Here is a 13,030-nt window from a genome sequence, read left to right as displayed (position 1 = left end):
ACAGCCTTCTCACGGTATTTGAGTGGTTTCATCCTTCACCGGCGATGATGGTGCTTCTTGCGAAGGCAGCGTGTGGCCGACCCAGCGATCCATCACCACACAGGCCACAAGGTCGCCCGCGACGTTTACCGATGTGCGTGCCATGTCCAGAATACGGTCCACACCCAGAATGAGCACAATGCCGGCTTCAGGAACGCCGATGCCTGACAGGATGGACGCCAGCACGACAATGCCGACACCCGGAGTGCCCGGTGCGCCGATGGAGGCACCCACTGCGGTGACGACAATAAGTGTGATTGCGGCAATGCCGATATCAATGCCAAACACCTGCGCCAGAAACAGCGCGGCGGCGGCCTGGTAGAGCGCTGTGCCGCCCATGTTGATGGTGGCTCCCAGCGGCACCACAAAACGGGCGATGGCTGCGCGGACTTTCAGTCCCTCTTCGGCAGTGCGCAGCGACACGGGCATGACGGCAGCGGAGGAGGATGTGGAAAAGCCCAGCAGCATGGCTTCGCGGATCTGTGCCAAGAACCACACGGGGCTTTTGCGGCCGATCATCACCACGAGTGCCAGATAGACGAGCATCAGCAGCACAAGGCCCGCGAGCACGGTCAGCACATAGGCCCCGGTGCCGATGAGCGCACCGATGCCGACTTCTGCAATGACCTGCGCCAGCAGTCCGAATACGGCGATGGGGGCAAACTGCATGGCCCATTTTACAATCACCATGCAGGCGGCCTGAATGGACCCCATCAATTCAAGGAACGGGCGCGATTGGGTGCTTGGCAGATTGACCATGGCGATGCCAAGGATCGCGGCTGCAATGACGATCTGCAGCATGTCGCCGCCGGTCATGGTGGCAAACGGGTTGGAGGGAATGAGTTGCACAAGCAGGTCTGCTACCTGCGGATCGGTGCTTTCGCCAGGCAGTTGCGGGTTGGCGACCGGCACAGGCACCTGATCCGTATTCGCCACGCTTTCCTTCAGCATGGCACCATCGAGATAACTGCCGGGATTGATGATGGTGGCGACAAGCAAGCCAAGCAACGCGGCGATGACGGTCGTCACCACGAAATAGGCGACGACGCGGCTGCCAAGCCGTTGCAACTGTTCGCCGCTGCCGCCTGCCGCTATGCCTCGGATTACCGATGCTGCGATCAGCGGCACCACAACAAACTTGATGATCGCCAGAAACAGATTGCCGGGCAGGGCAAGCCAACTGCCGATCCTTTCAGACAAGCCAACGGATACAAGATTCACGTCAGCACTCAGCAGTATGCCCGTGCCAATGCCCAGTGCCATGCCGATGAGCACCTGCAGCCACAGGCGGCGGCTGATGAGCGTCTGAAGCTGGTCTGTCAGCCGGATCAGGGAACGGGACGGGGCGGTGCGTTGAGACGGCATTTATAAGTTCCTGTTGGCGGTTGCCTGCGTTTGACATGCTCTGCATGGCACGGCAGAACGCTGATGACCCTAATTTACAGATGCATCAAATCAAAAACAGGAGCAGGCACCATGCGTGCGATGGAAATACGCGGATCGTTCGGTCTTGAAAATCTGGCTCTGGCAAAGCGGGACGTTCCAAAGGCCGGGCCGGGGCAGATTGTCGTGAAGATGAAGGCGGCATGTCTCAACTATCGTGACCTGGCCACCGTCATGGGCATGGGTGGGCAACACGCGCTGCCGCTGGTGCCACTGTCGGACGGTGTGGGCGACGTTGTGGATGCGGGCGAGGGCGTGACGCGGGTTGCGACCGGCGACCGGGTGTGTCCGCTGTTCTTCCAGACATGGATGTCCGGCGGGCCGACCCTTGAAGGGTTGATGCAGCCGCTGGGCGGGCCGCTTGATGGTTGCGCACAGGAATATTTGCTGTTGTCGCAGGACGGCGTGGTGAAAGTGCCCGCGTACATGAGTGACATGGAAGCCGCGATGTTGCCGTGCGCGGCGTTGACCGCGTGGCGGGCACTGATCGTCGAGGGCAATCTCAAGGCCGGTGACACGGTGCTGGTGCAGGGCACCGGCGGGGTGTCGATGTTTGCGTTGCAGTTTGCCAAGGCTGCGGGAGCATCCGTCATTGCCACATCGTCGTCGGATGAAAAGCTGGAGCGCGCCAAGGCGCTGGGGGCGGATCATCTCATCAACTACAAAAAAACGACTGACTGGGGCCGGGCTGCGCGCGCTGCCACCGGCGGGCACGGCGTGGACCACGTGGTGGAAGTGGGCGGTGCTGAAACGCTTACCCAGTCGCTGGCAGCCATTCGCGTGGGTGGTCACATTGCTATCATCGGGCTGTTGTCGGGCATGGTGAAGGACATGAATGTGGCAACGGTATTTTCACAGAATGCACGCATTCATGGCATTACCGTGGGCAGTCGCGCGCAGTTTGAGGACATGCTCAAGGCGATGGCGCTGCATGAGATTCATCCGGTGATCGACACAACGTTCCCGCTGGAAGAGTTGCAGGCCGGGTTGGCCCACATGGCTGCCGGGGCACATTTCGGCAAGATCGGGATTGAAATCGCCAGCTAGCTAGGATGGTGGTTGGTCAGACCGGAGCATCGCCAAGTTCGGCGGGCTCCGGTTTGCCGATGGCTACGCGTGATTTTGCCGGCGACAACAGGTCGGCAATTTCGTGCACGCCTTTCCAGTCGTCGGCAGGGGGGGTGATCTGGTGGCGGGCGATACGCTCTTCATACAAATCGTAGAGCGTGGGGATGGCGCCTGAGAGCTGGCGGCACTGGGCGATGACGGCCCGGGCTGCTGGCCAGTCGCGGGCGGCATAGGACTTGAACAGGGCGGCATGGGCTTCTTCCAACGCCTTGAACTTCGGGTTGGCGCGCATGATCGGGTCTCCCAGCAGCGCATAGACGCGCCACGGATCAAGACGGCCATCGAGGCGCAACTGGTCAATTTCCAGCAGCGCGAACCTGCCCTTTACTTCGTCGCGGGCAACCGCACCAACAATAATGGCGGGGCCGTAGCGGCGTGACAGGCGTTGCAGCACCTGCGCTTCGTTGACGGCACCCCCTATGGCGGAAAAGTCATAGACATGCTCCGCACCCAGATTGCCCACCACAGCGTCACCACGTTCGATGCCGATGCTCATGGAAACCGGGATGAAGGGCCGGTGCGCGCGCCGGGCTTCGCGTTCAAGCGACCTGTTTACCGGTTCGATCTCTGCCACCATGCGCAACGCCGCCTGGCAGGCCTGCACGGTGTGGTCATCGCGTTCAACGGGGGCATTCCATAGTGCGTTCATGCCGCCGCCAACAAAGCGATCCACCATGCCATCATGGCGCAGCACGCATTTGCTCATGGGCTCGTGAATGTGATTTACCAGCTTTGCGAGTGATGCTGCGTCGCCGCCAAAGGTTTCGGCCACGCGATGGAACGCCCGCACGTCTGACGACAGAGCCGTCACGACGCTGGTGCGGCCTGCAGGCGCGGCGGCTGACGGATTGCGTGCCAGCGCACTCACCTGCTTTGGTGGCAGCCGGTCCGCGAACTGTGCGCGGATGAACTTGTCGGTCATGTTGCGGCGCATCAGGTTCATGGTGGAGCCGATGAGGAACGCCAGCAGCAGACCGATGACCGGAAGTGCAGGGTCCACCAGCCAAAGTTGCGATGTAAACGCAAACCAGCCGCCCCATATGGCCCCGGCAATCGCAACGATGCCGAATAGTGCCGCCCACACGGTGCCGAACACGATGAGCAGCATCAACACGATGACGCCGGTGATGAGCAGATAGACCTGCTCGGCAGGCTGCGCCCAGTCGGGCCGCCACAAATAGTGGCCAAGCAGCATCTGCTCCATGGCCTGCGCGTGTGCTTCAACGCGGGGGATGTCGCCAAGCGGACTCGTGACGAAAGCTTCCGAGCCGCGCACGGTGGCAGTAACAAACACGATGGCATTCGAGAGGCGCGCGGCATCCGGATGACGGCCGAGAACTTTCCACGCGGGCAGGCTGCGGTTGGGGGCGGCATCTGTGTAATGCAGCCACAAGCCGCCGTCGGCATCGGTGGGAAACTCCTTGGAGCCCACCACAATGCGTTGCAGGCCCGGGCGGCGGCCAAAACTCAGCTCCGCGTCGGGCTGCGCCACGAAGGCAAGCACGCCGCGGGCGTTTTCAGCCACGCGCACGGCTTCCAACGCGAGGCCTGGAACAATGGTGGTTGAAACCCGTTCAAGCAGCGGTACCTGGCGGATGATGTCGTCGTTGCCGGGGCCTGACGACAGTGTATCCGCGCCGTTGCCTGCGGCTGCGTCTTCCAGCGATTTAAGGCTGGGGCTCATGCCTGCCCGTGCGGGGATGTAATCTGCCAGCGGGCCACCGCGCGAGGTAACGGGCGCCTTGGCCACCGGAATAAGGGCGTTTTGTCTATCGGTCAGGGAAAATGACGTCACGACAGGGCCGCGTGCGATGGCGGCGGCCAGCACTGCGTCATGGTCGGGCAGGTCTGTGGCAGCCTCCTGCAGTCGCAATATCTGCTCGATGTCGAGGTCCGGGTTCACCAGCCATTCCTGCACGGCTTCGCCGGGGGAGGTGGCATCGGGCCACTCAAATGGCATTTCAAACACAATGGCGCGGGCGCCACGGTCCAGTATTTCGTCAATCAGGGTTGCAAAGCGGGTGCGCGGCCATGGCCATGGTCCAAGGCGTTCCAGACTGGCGCGGTCCACATCCACATACACGACACCCGTGCCGGTGGTGACGGCCGGATCACGGTAGGGGCGTGGACTCAATGACTGGTAGGTATCAAAGACCGCCATGCGTGTGCTGGTGGCCAGCGATGCAGGGTCGTACTGCATGAGCACGAGCCAGCCGGCAAGCGCGAGGCTTGCCAACGCCGCCGCGAGGCGCCGCAATAGCTGTATCGTTTTCATGCGTACCCCTGCATGTCCCCGTTACGGGCCGGATGTGGCCCACGACTGGTAAAAGCCACAGATTACGGGGTGTTCTGACCTTTAAGCGTGCTCAGGAGAGCAGCCAAAACAGGCTCAATCATGGCAGCATAGTGCCGCCGGATTGGTGCGTTCCCCGCATATTCCACGCGTACTCCATGCGTACTCCACGTGTTCTGCGGTTTTTACCGGAAACAAGCCTAGGGGGCGGAGGTTAAGATGCAGCTACCGGCTATTCGGCAGGCATCGAGGCATCCTCAGCAACCGGGGCACCATAGGTGGCCATATAGGCAATGACGTCGGCGCGGTCACTGTCCTTGGGCAGACCCGCAAACGACATGATGCCCTTGGGGATCACGTCCTTGGGCTTCTTGAGGTACGCATCAAGGGTCGCTTCATCCCAGATGCGGCCTTCGGCCTTGAGCTCCAGCAGGTTGGCTGAAAAAGTGTAGCCTTCCAGGTGGCCGAATGGCGCGCCGACAATGCCATAAAGGTTCGGCCCCATACGGTTTGGCCCGCCTTCGTCAAGGGTGTGGCAGGCTTTGCAGCGGTTGAATACGCGCTTGCCCTTGGCCGGATCGCCAACAATCAGGGTTGCTTCGGGGGCATCCTGCGCATGTGCCGACGGGATGGCGAAAAGGGTAGCGGCCATGACTGCTACAGCCGCAGCGGCAAGTGTGGAGGTGAGCGTGATACGGAACATTGTGCGTGCCTTCCTTTGGGCGTCTCTGCAGACACCTGAAACGTAAGTTGCATTGATTTTAGGGCGCGTGCCCTGGCGCGCCCATGCGTTGCGTTGACGCGCCGGGGCCGCGTCAGGAGCAGTGGGCCAGGGCCTTGATTGCGTGCCGCCCCCAATATCGGGCACACTGGCGCGGTATTTTCCGGGGGACTTTGTGGACAACGCAGCTGCGCAGTTTGAAACGCAGGAAACGGCGGATGGCGGGCGCATTGTGCTCTCCGGCCCGTGGACCGTGCGCCATATAGGCCCGCAGGATGCCCCCTTACGGGCCATTGCCGGGGCCGTGGCGTCAACGCCGCGCGAGTTGCAGGGGCGGGTCGTCATTGATCTGGCGGGTGTTACCCAGCTTGATACGGCGGGGGCGTGGCTGGTTCACCGTACACAGCGTGATCTGTCAGAGGCGGGCTCTACTGTTGAGATTGTGTCGGCACGGCAGACCTATGACGAGCTGATCGAGCTGGCGCGGGCCAGCGACCAACCCTGCGAGATCGAGCCGTCCAACACGCCCATCCTTGTTGAAATCGCCGATCGCATGGGCCGTTCGGTGATGTCGCTGGTGTCTGAGGCGTTGGCACTGCTCAACATGATCGGCGTGGTGCTGACGGTCATCGGCCGCATACTCGTGCGCCCCCGGACATTGCGGATGACATCCGTGGTCAGTCACATGGAACAGGTGGGGCTTAATGCCGTGCCCATTGTGGCGCTGCTGACATTCCTCATTGGTGCGGTTCTGGCGCAACAGGGAGCCTCACAGTTACGGCTGTTCGGCGCGGAGGTGTTTACGGTCAACCTTGTGTCGATCTCCATATTGCGTGAACTGGGTGTGCTGATTACTGCCATCATTGTGGCGGGTCGCTCGGGCAGTGCGTTTGCCGCTGAAATAGGCTCCATGAAAGTGCGTGAGGAAATTGACGCCATGCGCACGCTGGGGCTGGACCCGATTGCGGTGCTGGTGGCGCCGCGGGTGATTGCGCTGGTATTGATGCTGCCGGTTTTGACTTTTGTCGCCGACATCATGGGTCTTTTGGGTGGTGGCATTGTGGCGTGGTCGCTGCTTGATATCTCCCCGCAGATTTATCTGCAGCGCGTGGATATTGCGGTTGATGCCAACACGTTTTTTGTCGGTCTTATCAAGGCACCTTTTCTGGCGCTGGCCATTGCCGTTATCGGCTGCCTTGAGGGCTTGCGGGTAACAGGCAGTGCTGAATCCGTGGGTCAGCGCACAACGTCTGCGGTGGTCAAGGCCATTTTCACGGTGATTGTGCTGGATGCGCTGTTCGCCATGTTCTTTACGGCGGTCGGGTACTAGGTGCATGAGCGGAACCGTTGAAAACATCATTCAGGTGCGTAACCTCAAGAGCCAGTTCGGGGCGCAGGTTATTCACGACGCACTGTCGCTGGATGTGCATCGCGGTGAGGTGATCGGCGTTGTTGGCGGGTCGGGCACCGGCAAATCGGTTTTGCTGCGCACGATTGTGGGGCTCAAGCGGCCGGATGCGGGCACGGTGCGGGTATTCAACCAGGATGTGAGTTCGCTCGAAGGTGATGCGCGCAAGGCGGTTGAGCAGCGCTGGGGGGTCGCGTTTCAGGATGGTGCGCTGTTTTCAGCGCTCACCGTGGCGCAGAATGTTCAGGTGCCGATGCGCGAACATCTGGACCTGCCGCAGCAGCTCATGGATGAACTGGCAGCGGAGAAGATCGCCATGGTTGGTCTGCCGCCTGAGGCCGGCCCCAAGTTTCCCAGCGAGTTGTCAGGTGGAATGCGCAAGCGTGCGGCGTTGGCGCGGGCTTTGGCGCTGGACCCGGAGATTGTGTTTCTGGATGAGCCGACAGCGGGCCTCGACCCGATTGGTGCTGCGGACTACGATCTGCTGATCAAGCAGCTCAAGGAGGCCTTGGGGTTGACTGTATTCATGGTGACCCACGATCTGGACAGTCTTTACGCTATTTGTGACCGGGTGGCGGTGCTGGCGGAACGCCGTGTTATGGTAGTTGGCCCTATAAGTGAAGTCTCCACGCATTCCAATGCCTGGATACAGGAGTATTTTCAGGGGCCAAGGTCACGGGCTGCCGCAGGTGCGGTTGCGCGCGCCTCGGCAAATTGACTTGTCGGCGCAAAGGCAGGAGATGAACTGACGTGGAAACGCGGGCAAACTATGTACTGATAGGCGCTTTTGCAGCAGCGACAGTGCTGGCCGCGTTTCTGTTCCTGATCTGGCTGACGGGCTTTGAGGGTGAGGGCGAGCTTACCGCCTATGACGTGATTTTTGATGGCTCGGTTGCCGGTCTCTCTGAAGGCGGCGATGTGCGCTACAACGGCATCAAGGTGGGTGAGGTCACTCAAATTGCACTGGGAGCCGACCCGCGCCTTGTCCGTACACGGATTTCTGTTGATCGCCGTACACCCGTGAAGGTGGACAGCGAGGCGCGGCTGGAGTTTCAGGGCATTACCGGCGTGGCCTTTATTGAAATCACGGGTGGTTCACCTTCAAGCCGTAATCTTGAGGCAGTCGGTGACGAGGATGTGCCAATTATTGTGGCGGACCGTTCAGCCGTGCAGCAGCTCATAACGTCGGCACCTGCGTTGCTGACGGCGGCGAATGATCTGTTGGTGCGCGTGGACCGTTTGCTGGGCGAAAACGAAGGCCAGCTTTCTGCTACCGTGCGGGACGTTGAAACCGTATCGGGTACGGTTGCGTCCAACTATGAAGAGATTGACGCAATTATCAAAAACCTGGCTGTGGCCTCCGAGCAGATTGCGCAGATCACCGAGCGCATGAACGGTGCCGTGGGACAGATACAGGGCGCAGCAACATCATATGGCGCGCTGGCGGAAGATGCTCGCGCATTGGTGGCGGTGACACGACCTGCAGCCGAGCAGTGGGCAAACAGCAGCGTGCCTGAAATGGACCGGCTGTTGCGGGATACGCGGCGGATGATCGGGTCGGTGGACCGGCTGGTCGTGGAACTTGAACGAAACCCGACCGAGTTTCTGCTCGGCGAAGACCCTGCGGAGTATGGAAATTGATGAACGGTGGGTCTTTTGTGCGGCTGGTGTGTGCTGGTGCTCTGGCTTTGGTGGTGTCTGGCTGTGCCAGCGTTCTGGGGGGCAACACGCCTACGACGCTGTATGGGCTTACGGCGCCTGACGACTACGCCATGGCATTTGAAACCCCGTCCTGGCAGATGACGGTTGAGGAGCCGCTGGCGGAGCGGGCGCTGGATACGGATCGGATTGCGATCTATACGGGGCCGCACGCGCTGCAGTATTTCCCCGGTGCGCGCTGGACAGATCGTGCGCCACGTATCGTGCAGGATCTGATCGTCGAGAGTTTTGAACATGCGGGGCTGCATCTGTCAGCCGGGCGGCAGACGGCGGGCGTGCGTCCTACCGTAGCGCTCATCAGCGATCTGCGGGCGTTTGAAGCGGTGGTTGCCGGGGCGGGCGGCGAAAATGTCCAGCCGGTGACCCGTGTGCAGCTAAGCGCCCGTGTCGTGTCGCTTGAAGGCAGGACCATCCTTGCGGGCCGCACATTTGAGGCACAACAGGTGGCGGCAAGTGATGACGTGGCGGATGTGGTGACGGCACTCAACGCGGCGACCCAGCAGGTCATCCGCGAATTGGTTATCTGGTCCGCGACAACAAGCTCGAAGGGTTTGCCTGCCAGCTAGGCGATGCGACCAGTGGCCTCAGCGAGCAGGGCATAGACCTTGCCGATATCTGACGACATATAGGTTTCCGCCAGCAGGCCGTCCGGGTTTTGTGTTGCGGCCTCGGTGAGCAGATTTTCAAACTGCGACATGTAGCGTTCAGCATCGGCGCGGAACTCGGCGTTGTTCTGGTAGCGGTCCGCAATGAGGCTGTGTGGCTGCTTGCCGCGCAAGCCGGCCAGCCTGCGGCTAAACACATTGCGCTCGCCGGCACGGTACCGCTTCCACAGGTCAACGGGCGGGTTCTCCTCCAGCGCCCGGTCAATATCAATCGATAAGGACTGCAATGTCTCGATGATGTGATGTGCGGCGCGGGGCATGTTGATGTCGCGGCCTTCGCGGGCGCGTGCTGCCGAGAGCACGTCTCCCAGCCTCCACTGGCGACCATCAGGTGATGCATCGGCCCGTGCGGGTTCACCGGGCTGCAATGGACCGGGGGATGCGGGCTGGCCTGCGGCGTCTGCCGGGGGCCACGCACCGGAGGCGGGGTCGGGGGCCATACGGTCGAGTGCGTCGGCCACTGACTCGGCAATTGCGGCAATAGCGCTGATCTGTTCGGTCATGACGGCGCGCAGGCGATCTGCCTGGGTGCCTGCGTCCTGCGGCAATCTCTCAAGCCGCGCACCCAGTTCGTCGGTCGCGCCCTTCATGTCCTGTGCGGCTGATTGTGCGGCAGCGCCAATGTTGCTCAGCAGAGCCTTGAGGCGTTCGCCGCTGGCGTCCACATTCTTGGTGGAAAAATCTATGGCCTGCGCCAGATGCCCGGTTGCATCGGCGACGCGGGCCTGCATGTCGGCGGTGCGGGTATCCATCAGGCCGGTGGTCTGTTCGATCTGGCTGGCGGCTTCGCGCGCAGCCTGGGTCAGCCGTTCAGCTTCACGGGTGACGCGCGGTCCAAGCCCCATTGCTTTTGCATCTGCGGCGTCCAGCGCCTCGTTGAGCACGGTGGCGTGACCTGCGACGGCGGTTTCAATGGTGGTGGCGCGCTCACGCAGGTCGGCGGCCAGGGCGTCCAGCGTTTCGCGTTGCTCGGCGAAGGCGCGCACGGCGCGTTCGTTGTCGTCAGCCATGGTTTTGGTGGTACGATTCAGCGCCTCGCCCTGATCGGCAAAGCGGGTGGCCAGTTCACCGGCACGGGCGATTGCGGTTTCCGCAGTTGCGTCCAGCCTGTCGGCCTGGGCTTCCACATTTTCGCGCACCGCCTTGGCGGAGCGGGCCACCGCTTCGAGTGTCTTGGACAGATAGTCGCTGGCGCGGCCGATGCCCGCCTGTGCTTCGCCCATCTGGTCGGCGGCGCGGCCTGTCACTGTGGAAACGAGCTCCACCTGCGCGCGGGTGGCTTCAACAATGTGCGCGGATTCCTGCTCCAGCGCGCGGCCCACATCGCCCAGCGCCTTGCGTTCGCTGCCCACAAGGTCACGCAGGGTGCGGGCACGCATTTCAGCGCGGGCGCTGGCGGCTTCAAGGCCGTTGAGTTCGCCGGTCAGTGATTTGCGAAGGTCAGCGGCGCGGGCTTCCGCCTGCTTGAGTGCGTGGTCCATGCGGCGCATTTCCTGCGACACAGCGCGGCCCACGCTGGCGGTGGCGGAGGCTGCAGCGTCACTGGGCGTGAGCAGCATGCGGGTGGCTTCTGCCATGTGGTCAGCGCTTGCCCGCATCTGCGTGCCCCACCACATGACAAAGGCAAATCCCCAGATGATGGCGAGCGGGGCAAACAGTGCTGATGCCAGCGCTGCAAAGCCGAGCGGCGGCAGGGTCATCAGTCCGGCGGGGCCGTAGTAGCCAATGGCGTAGGCGAACATGATGCCCGTCCAGAATGCGCTGGCGATCGCCGCGATATACAGCGGTGTTGGCGTCGGCCTGCGTGGCCCGCGCAGGCGCGGTGCGGGACGGGGCCTCGCAGTTGCTTCACCGGCCTGCCCGGCAGGGATACCGGCCTGTCCGGCAGGCACTATGGGGCGCTCGAACAGATCCTCATCGCGCTCGCGTTCGGCGTCCGGTGCCGCGGCTGGACCGGCTGTGCCATCAGGCATGGCCGAGGCAATGTCAGAGCGGTTGGCGGGGTGGCGCTTTACAGTTTGGTCCGGCAATGGGCCGATCCTTTGCATATAAACGGAAGGGTCAAGATCGTATGGGCATTAACCATTTGTTTACTGTAACTTGTGCGGGTGCACGCTGCCAACAAGAGAAGCGGCGGCGACGGGTTGTCTGCCGGGGGCAGGTTTTCTGCCGGGCGCAGGCAGTGCGGCTTTGAGGAGACAACAACGGGAGGGCTGCCCTTTTGGGGCGGACAGGGGCCGATATGATTGCTGATCCGACATATAATCTCATACTTGCAGCGGCGTGCTTTTTGGGCATTCACATCTTCATTTCAGGCACGCGCCTGCGCGATGTGTTTGTGAATGCGATCGGCGAGAAGGCCTTCGCGGGCGTGTTCTCGTTGCTGTCGCTTGCCGCCATTGTATGGCTGGCGATGGCGTATAACCGCGCCAGCGATGAAACCTTCACGCTGCTGTGGACCGCTGAGCCCTGGTGGCAACACGTGGCCATGACGGTCATTCTGCTGGCCAGCATTCTGGTTGTGGTGGGCATCACAACCAAAAGCCCGACGGCCGCAGGGGCCGGTGAGCTTGTGGATGATCCGAATGCCGCCCAAGGCATTTTGCGGATTACGCGGCACCCTTTTTTGTGGGGCGTGCAGCTTTGGGCTCTGGCGCATATCGCCATGAACGGTGACCTGTCGTCGCTGATTTTCTTTGGCACGTTCGCCGTGCTGGCGCTCATCGGCCCACCGTCGATTGACGCCAAGCGCAAGCGGGCACTGGGCGAGAGGTGGGAAACCTTTGCAGCGCGTACCTCCAATGTGCCGTTTGGAGCGATCCTCACCGGCCGCAATACCGTGAACCTGCGCGAGATCGGCATCGTGTGGCCACTGGCGGGTGTGGTGCTTTATTTCGGGCTCTTATACGCCCACGAATGGCTGTTCAGTGTCAGTGCGTTACCGGTTCGTTAGGCATAAGGCGCACGGGCGAGGGAGCGTGAGGCGGGCTTAACAATTTTTATGGGGTTTGTTTTCTAGGCTGTGCAGGTTAGCCCTGTGAGATCGGGCACATTGGAAGGAAACACCATGCAGCCCGCTATCGCCCGCTCCCTGCCTCACACCGCGTCCCGTCCCGAACAGGCCGCCGGCCGGCCTATTGATCTGGTGCATCTGTCAAAGTTCACCATGGGACGGCGTGATCTTGAGGCTGAAATACTCGGCCTGTTCCGCCAGCAGCTTGCGGTGAGCCTTGAAAAGCTGGCCGCCGCCGCGCAGGAAAACGGCAACGACAAGGCCTGGGGCGAAGCTGCCCACACGCTTAAGGGGTCTGCTCGTGGGGTTGGGGCCTGGGCGTTGGCGGATGCTACGGCGGACGCTGAGACGCTGACATCAGGTGACGCCCGCCGTGCGGTTATCAGTCAGCTTGATGTGCTGGTGGCGGCGGCAACGGGGTTCATTGATGACCTGCTGGAAGACTGGCAGTCATAGCTGCTTGTCCTTCGCGGACGGCTTTGTTTTTATCTCCCCTCTCGCCCCCTCTCTCCCCGTCAGCCGCTTGCAAACCACGTCAATCGATACGCCAAACGCCGTTGAAAACACTCGTATTTTGATAGTTCGGTGACAGCGGCGTTGA

General features: G+C 61.7%; 11 protein-coding genes. 7 read left to right on the top strand and 4 right to left on the bottom strand.

Going from position 1 to position 13,030, the window contains the following annotated elements:
- Nucleotides 1-9: 9 nt before the first annotated feature.
- A complete protein-coding gene (locus RIB87_RS13175) occupies nt 10-1,404 on the bottom strand; it encodes a dicarboxylate/amino acid:cation symporter (RefSeq protein WP_350147412.1) in 1,395 nt (464 codons plus the stop codon).
- A gap of 111 nt (nt 1,405-1,515) precedes the next feature.
- Between RIB87_RS13175 and RIB87_RS13170 the strand changes: the two genes are divergently transcribed.
- On the top strand, nt 1,516-2,529 hold the full coding sequence (locus RIB87_RS13170; protein ID WP_350147410.1) for a zinc-dependent alcohol dehydrogenase family protein: 1,014 nt from the start codon (nt 1,516-1,518) through the stop codon (nt 2,527-2,529).
- A gap of 16 nt (nt 2,530-2,545) precedes the next feature.
- On the opposite strand, the gene RIB87_RS13165 is transcribed toward RIB87_RS13170, so the two are convergent.
- Together RIB87_RS13165 and RIB87_RS13160 are read right to left on the bottom strand one after the other, a co-directional pair.
- Nucleotides 2,546-4,885, bottom strand: a complete 2,340-nt coding sequence (locus tag RIB87_RS13165; protein ID WP_350147408.1) for a CHASE2 domain-containing protein — start codon at nt 4,883-4,885, stop codon at nt 2,546-2,548.
- A 250-nt stretch (nt 4,886-5,135) separates the two neighbouring features.
- Entirely contained in the window at nt 5,136-5,606 is a 471-nt protein-coding gene (locus RIB87_RS13160) for a c-type cytochrome (RefSeq protein ID WP_350147406.1), read from the bottom strand.
- 193 nt (nt 5,607-5,799) lie between these two features.
- On the opposite strand from RIB87_RS13160, the gene RIB87_RS13155 reads away from it, so the two are divergent.
- Genes RIB87_RS13155 through RIB87_RS13140 form a run of 4 tightly spaced genes read left to right on the top strand, consistent with a single transcriptional unit; the run spans nt 5,800 to nt 9,317 of the window.
- Nucleotides 5,800-6,954 (top strand): ABC transporter permease, encoded by a 1,155-nt coding sequence (locus tag RIB87_RS13155; protein ID WP_350147404.1) that lies wholly within the window; start codon nt 5,800-5,802, stop codon nt 6,952-6,954.
- 4 nt (nt 6,955-6,958) lie between these two features.
- Entirely contained in the window at nt 6,959-7,750 is a 792-nt protein-coding gene (locus RIB87_RS13150; protein WP_350147402.1) for an ABC transporter ATP-binding protein, read from the top strand.
- Between the two features lie 32 nt (nt 7,751-7,782).
- Complete coding sequence (locus RIB87_RS13145; RefSeq protein WP_350147400.1) at nt 7,783-8,673, top strand: MlaD family protein; 891 nt, start codon at nt 7,783-7,785, stop codon at nt 8,671-8,673.
- Nucleotides 8,673-9,317: an ABC-type transport auxiliary lipoprotein family protein gene (locus RIB87_RS13140; protein WP_350147398.1), complete on the top strand. Its 645-nt coding sequence runs from the start codon at nt 8,673-8,675 to the stop codon at nt 9,315-9,317. The genes RIB87_RS13145 and RIB87_RS13140 overlap by 1 nt, the downstream gene beginning before the upstream one ends.
- Here RIB87_RS13140 and RIB87_RS13135 read toward each other — a convergent pair.
- Nucleotides 9,314-11,446, bottom strand: coding sequence for a coiled-coil domain-containing protein (locus RIB87_RS13135; protein WP_350147396.1), 2,133 nt, complete (start codon nt 11,444-11,446; stop codon nt 9,314-9,316). The two genes, RIB87_RS13140 and RIB87_RS13135, sit on opposite strands and share 4 nt — an antisense overlap.
- A 212-nt stretch (nt 11,447-11,658) precedes the next feature.
- Between RIB87_RS13135 and RIB87_RS13130 the strand changes: the two genes are divergently transcribed.
- Nucleotides 11,659-12,369 carry an NnrU family protein gene (locus tag RIB87_RS13130; protein ID WP_350147394.1) on the top strand — a complete coding sequence of 237 codons (711 nt, stop codon included), beginning with the start codon at nt 11,659-11,661 and terminating at the stop codon, nt 12,367-12,369.
- Nucleotides 12,370-12,483: 114 nt separating this feature from the next.
- Complete coding sequence (locus tag RIB87_RS13125; protein WP_350147392.1) at nt 12,484-12,885, top strand: Hpt domain-containing protein; 402 nt, start codon at nt 12,484-12,486, stop codon at nt 12,883-12,885.
- The last annotated feature ends 145 nt before the right edge of the window (nt 12,886-13,030 follow it).

It is taken from the genome of Pyruvatibacter sp. (genome assembly GCF_040219635.1).
Taxonomy (GTDB): domain Bacteria; phylum Pseudomonadota; class Alphaproteobacteria; order CGMCC-115125; family CGMCC-115125; genus Pyruvatibacter.
Note: the sequence above shows the minus strand (reverse complement) of the source record. Positions and strands in the feature narration are given on the sequence as shown.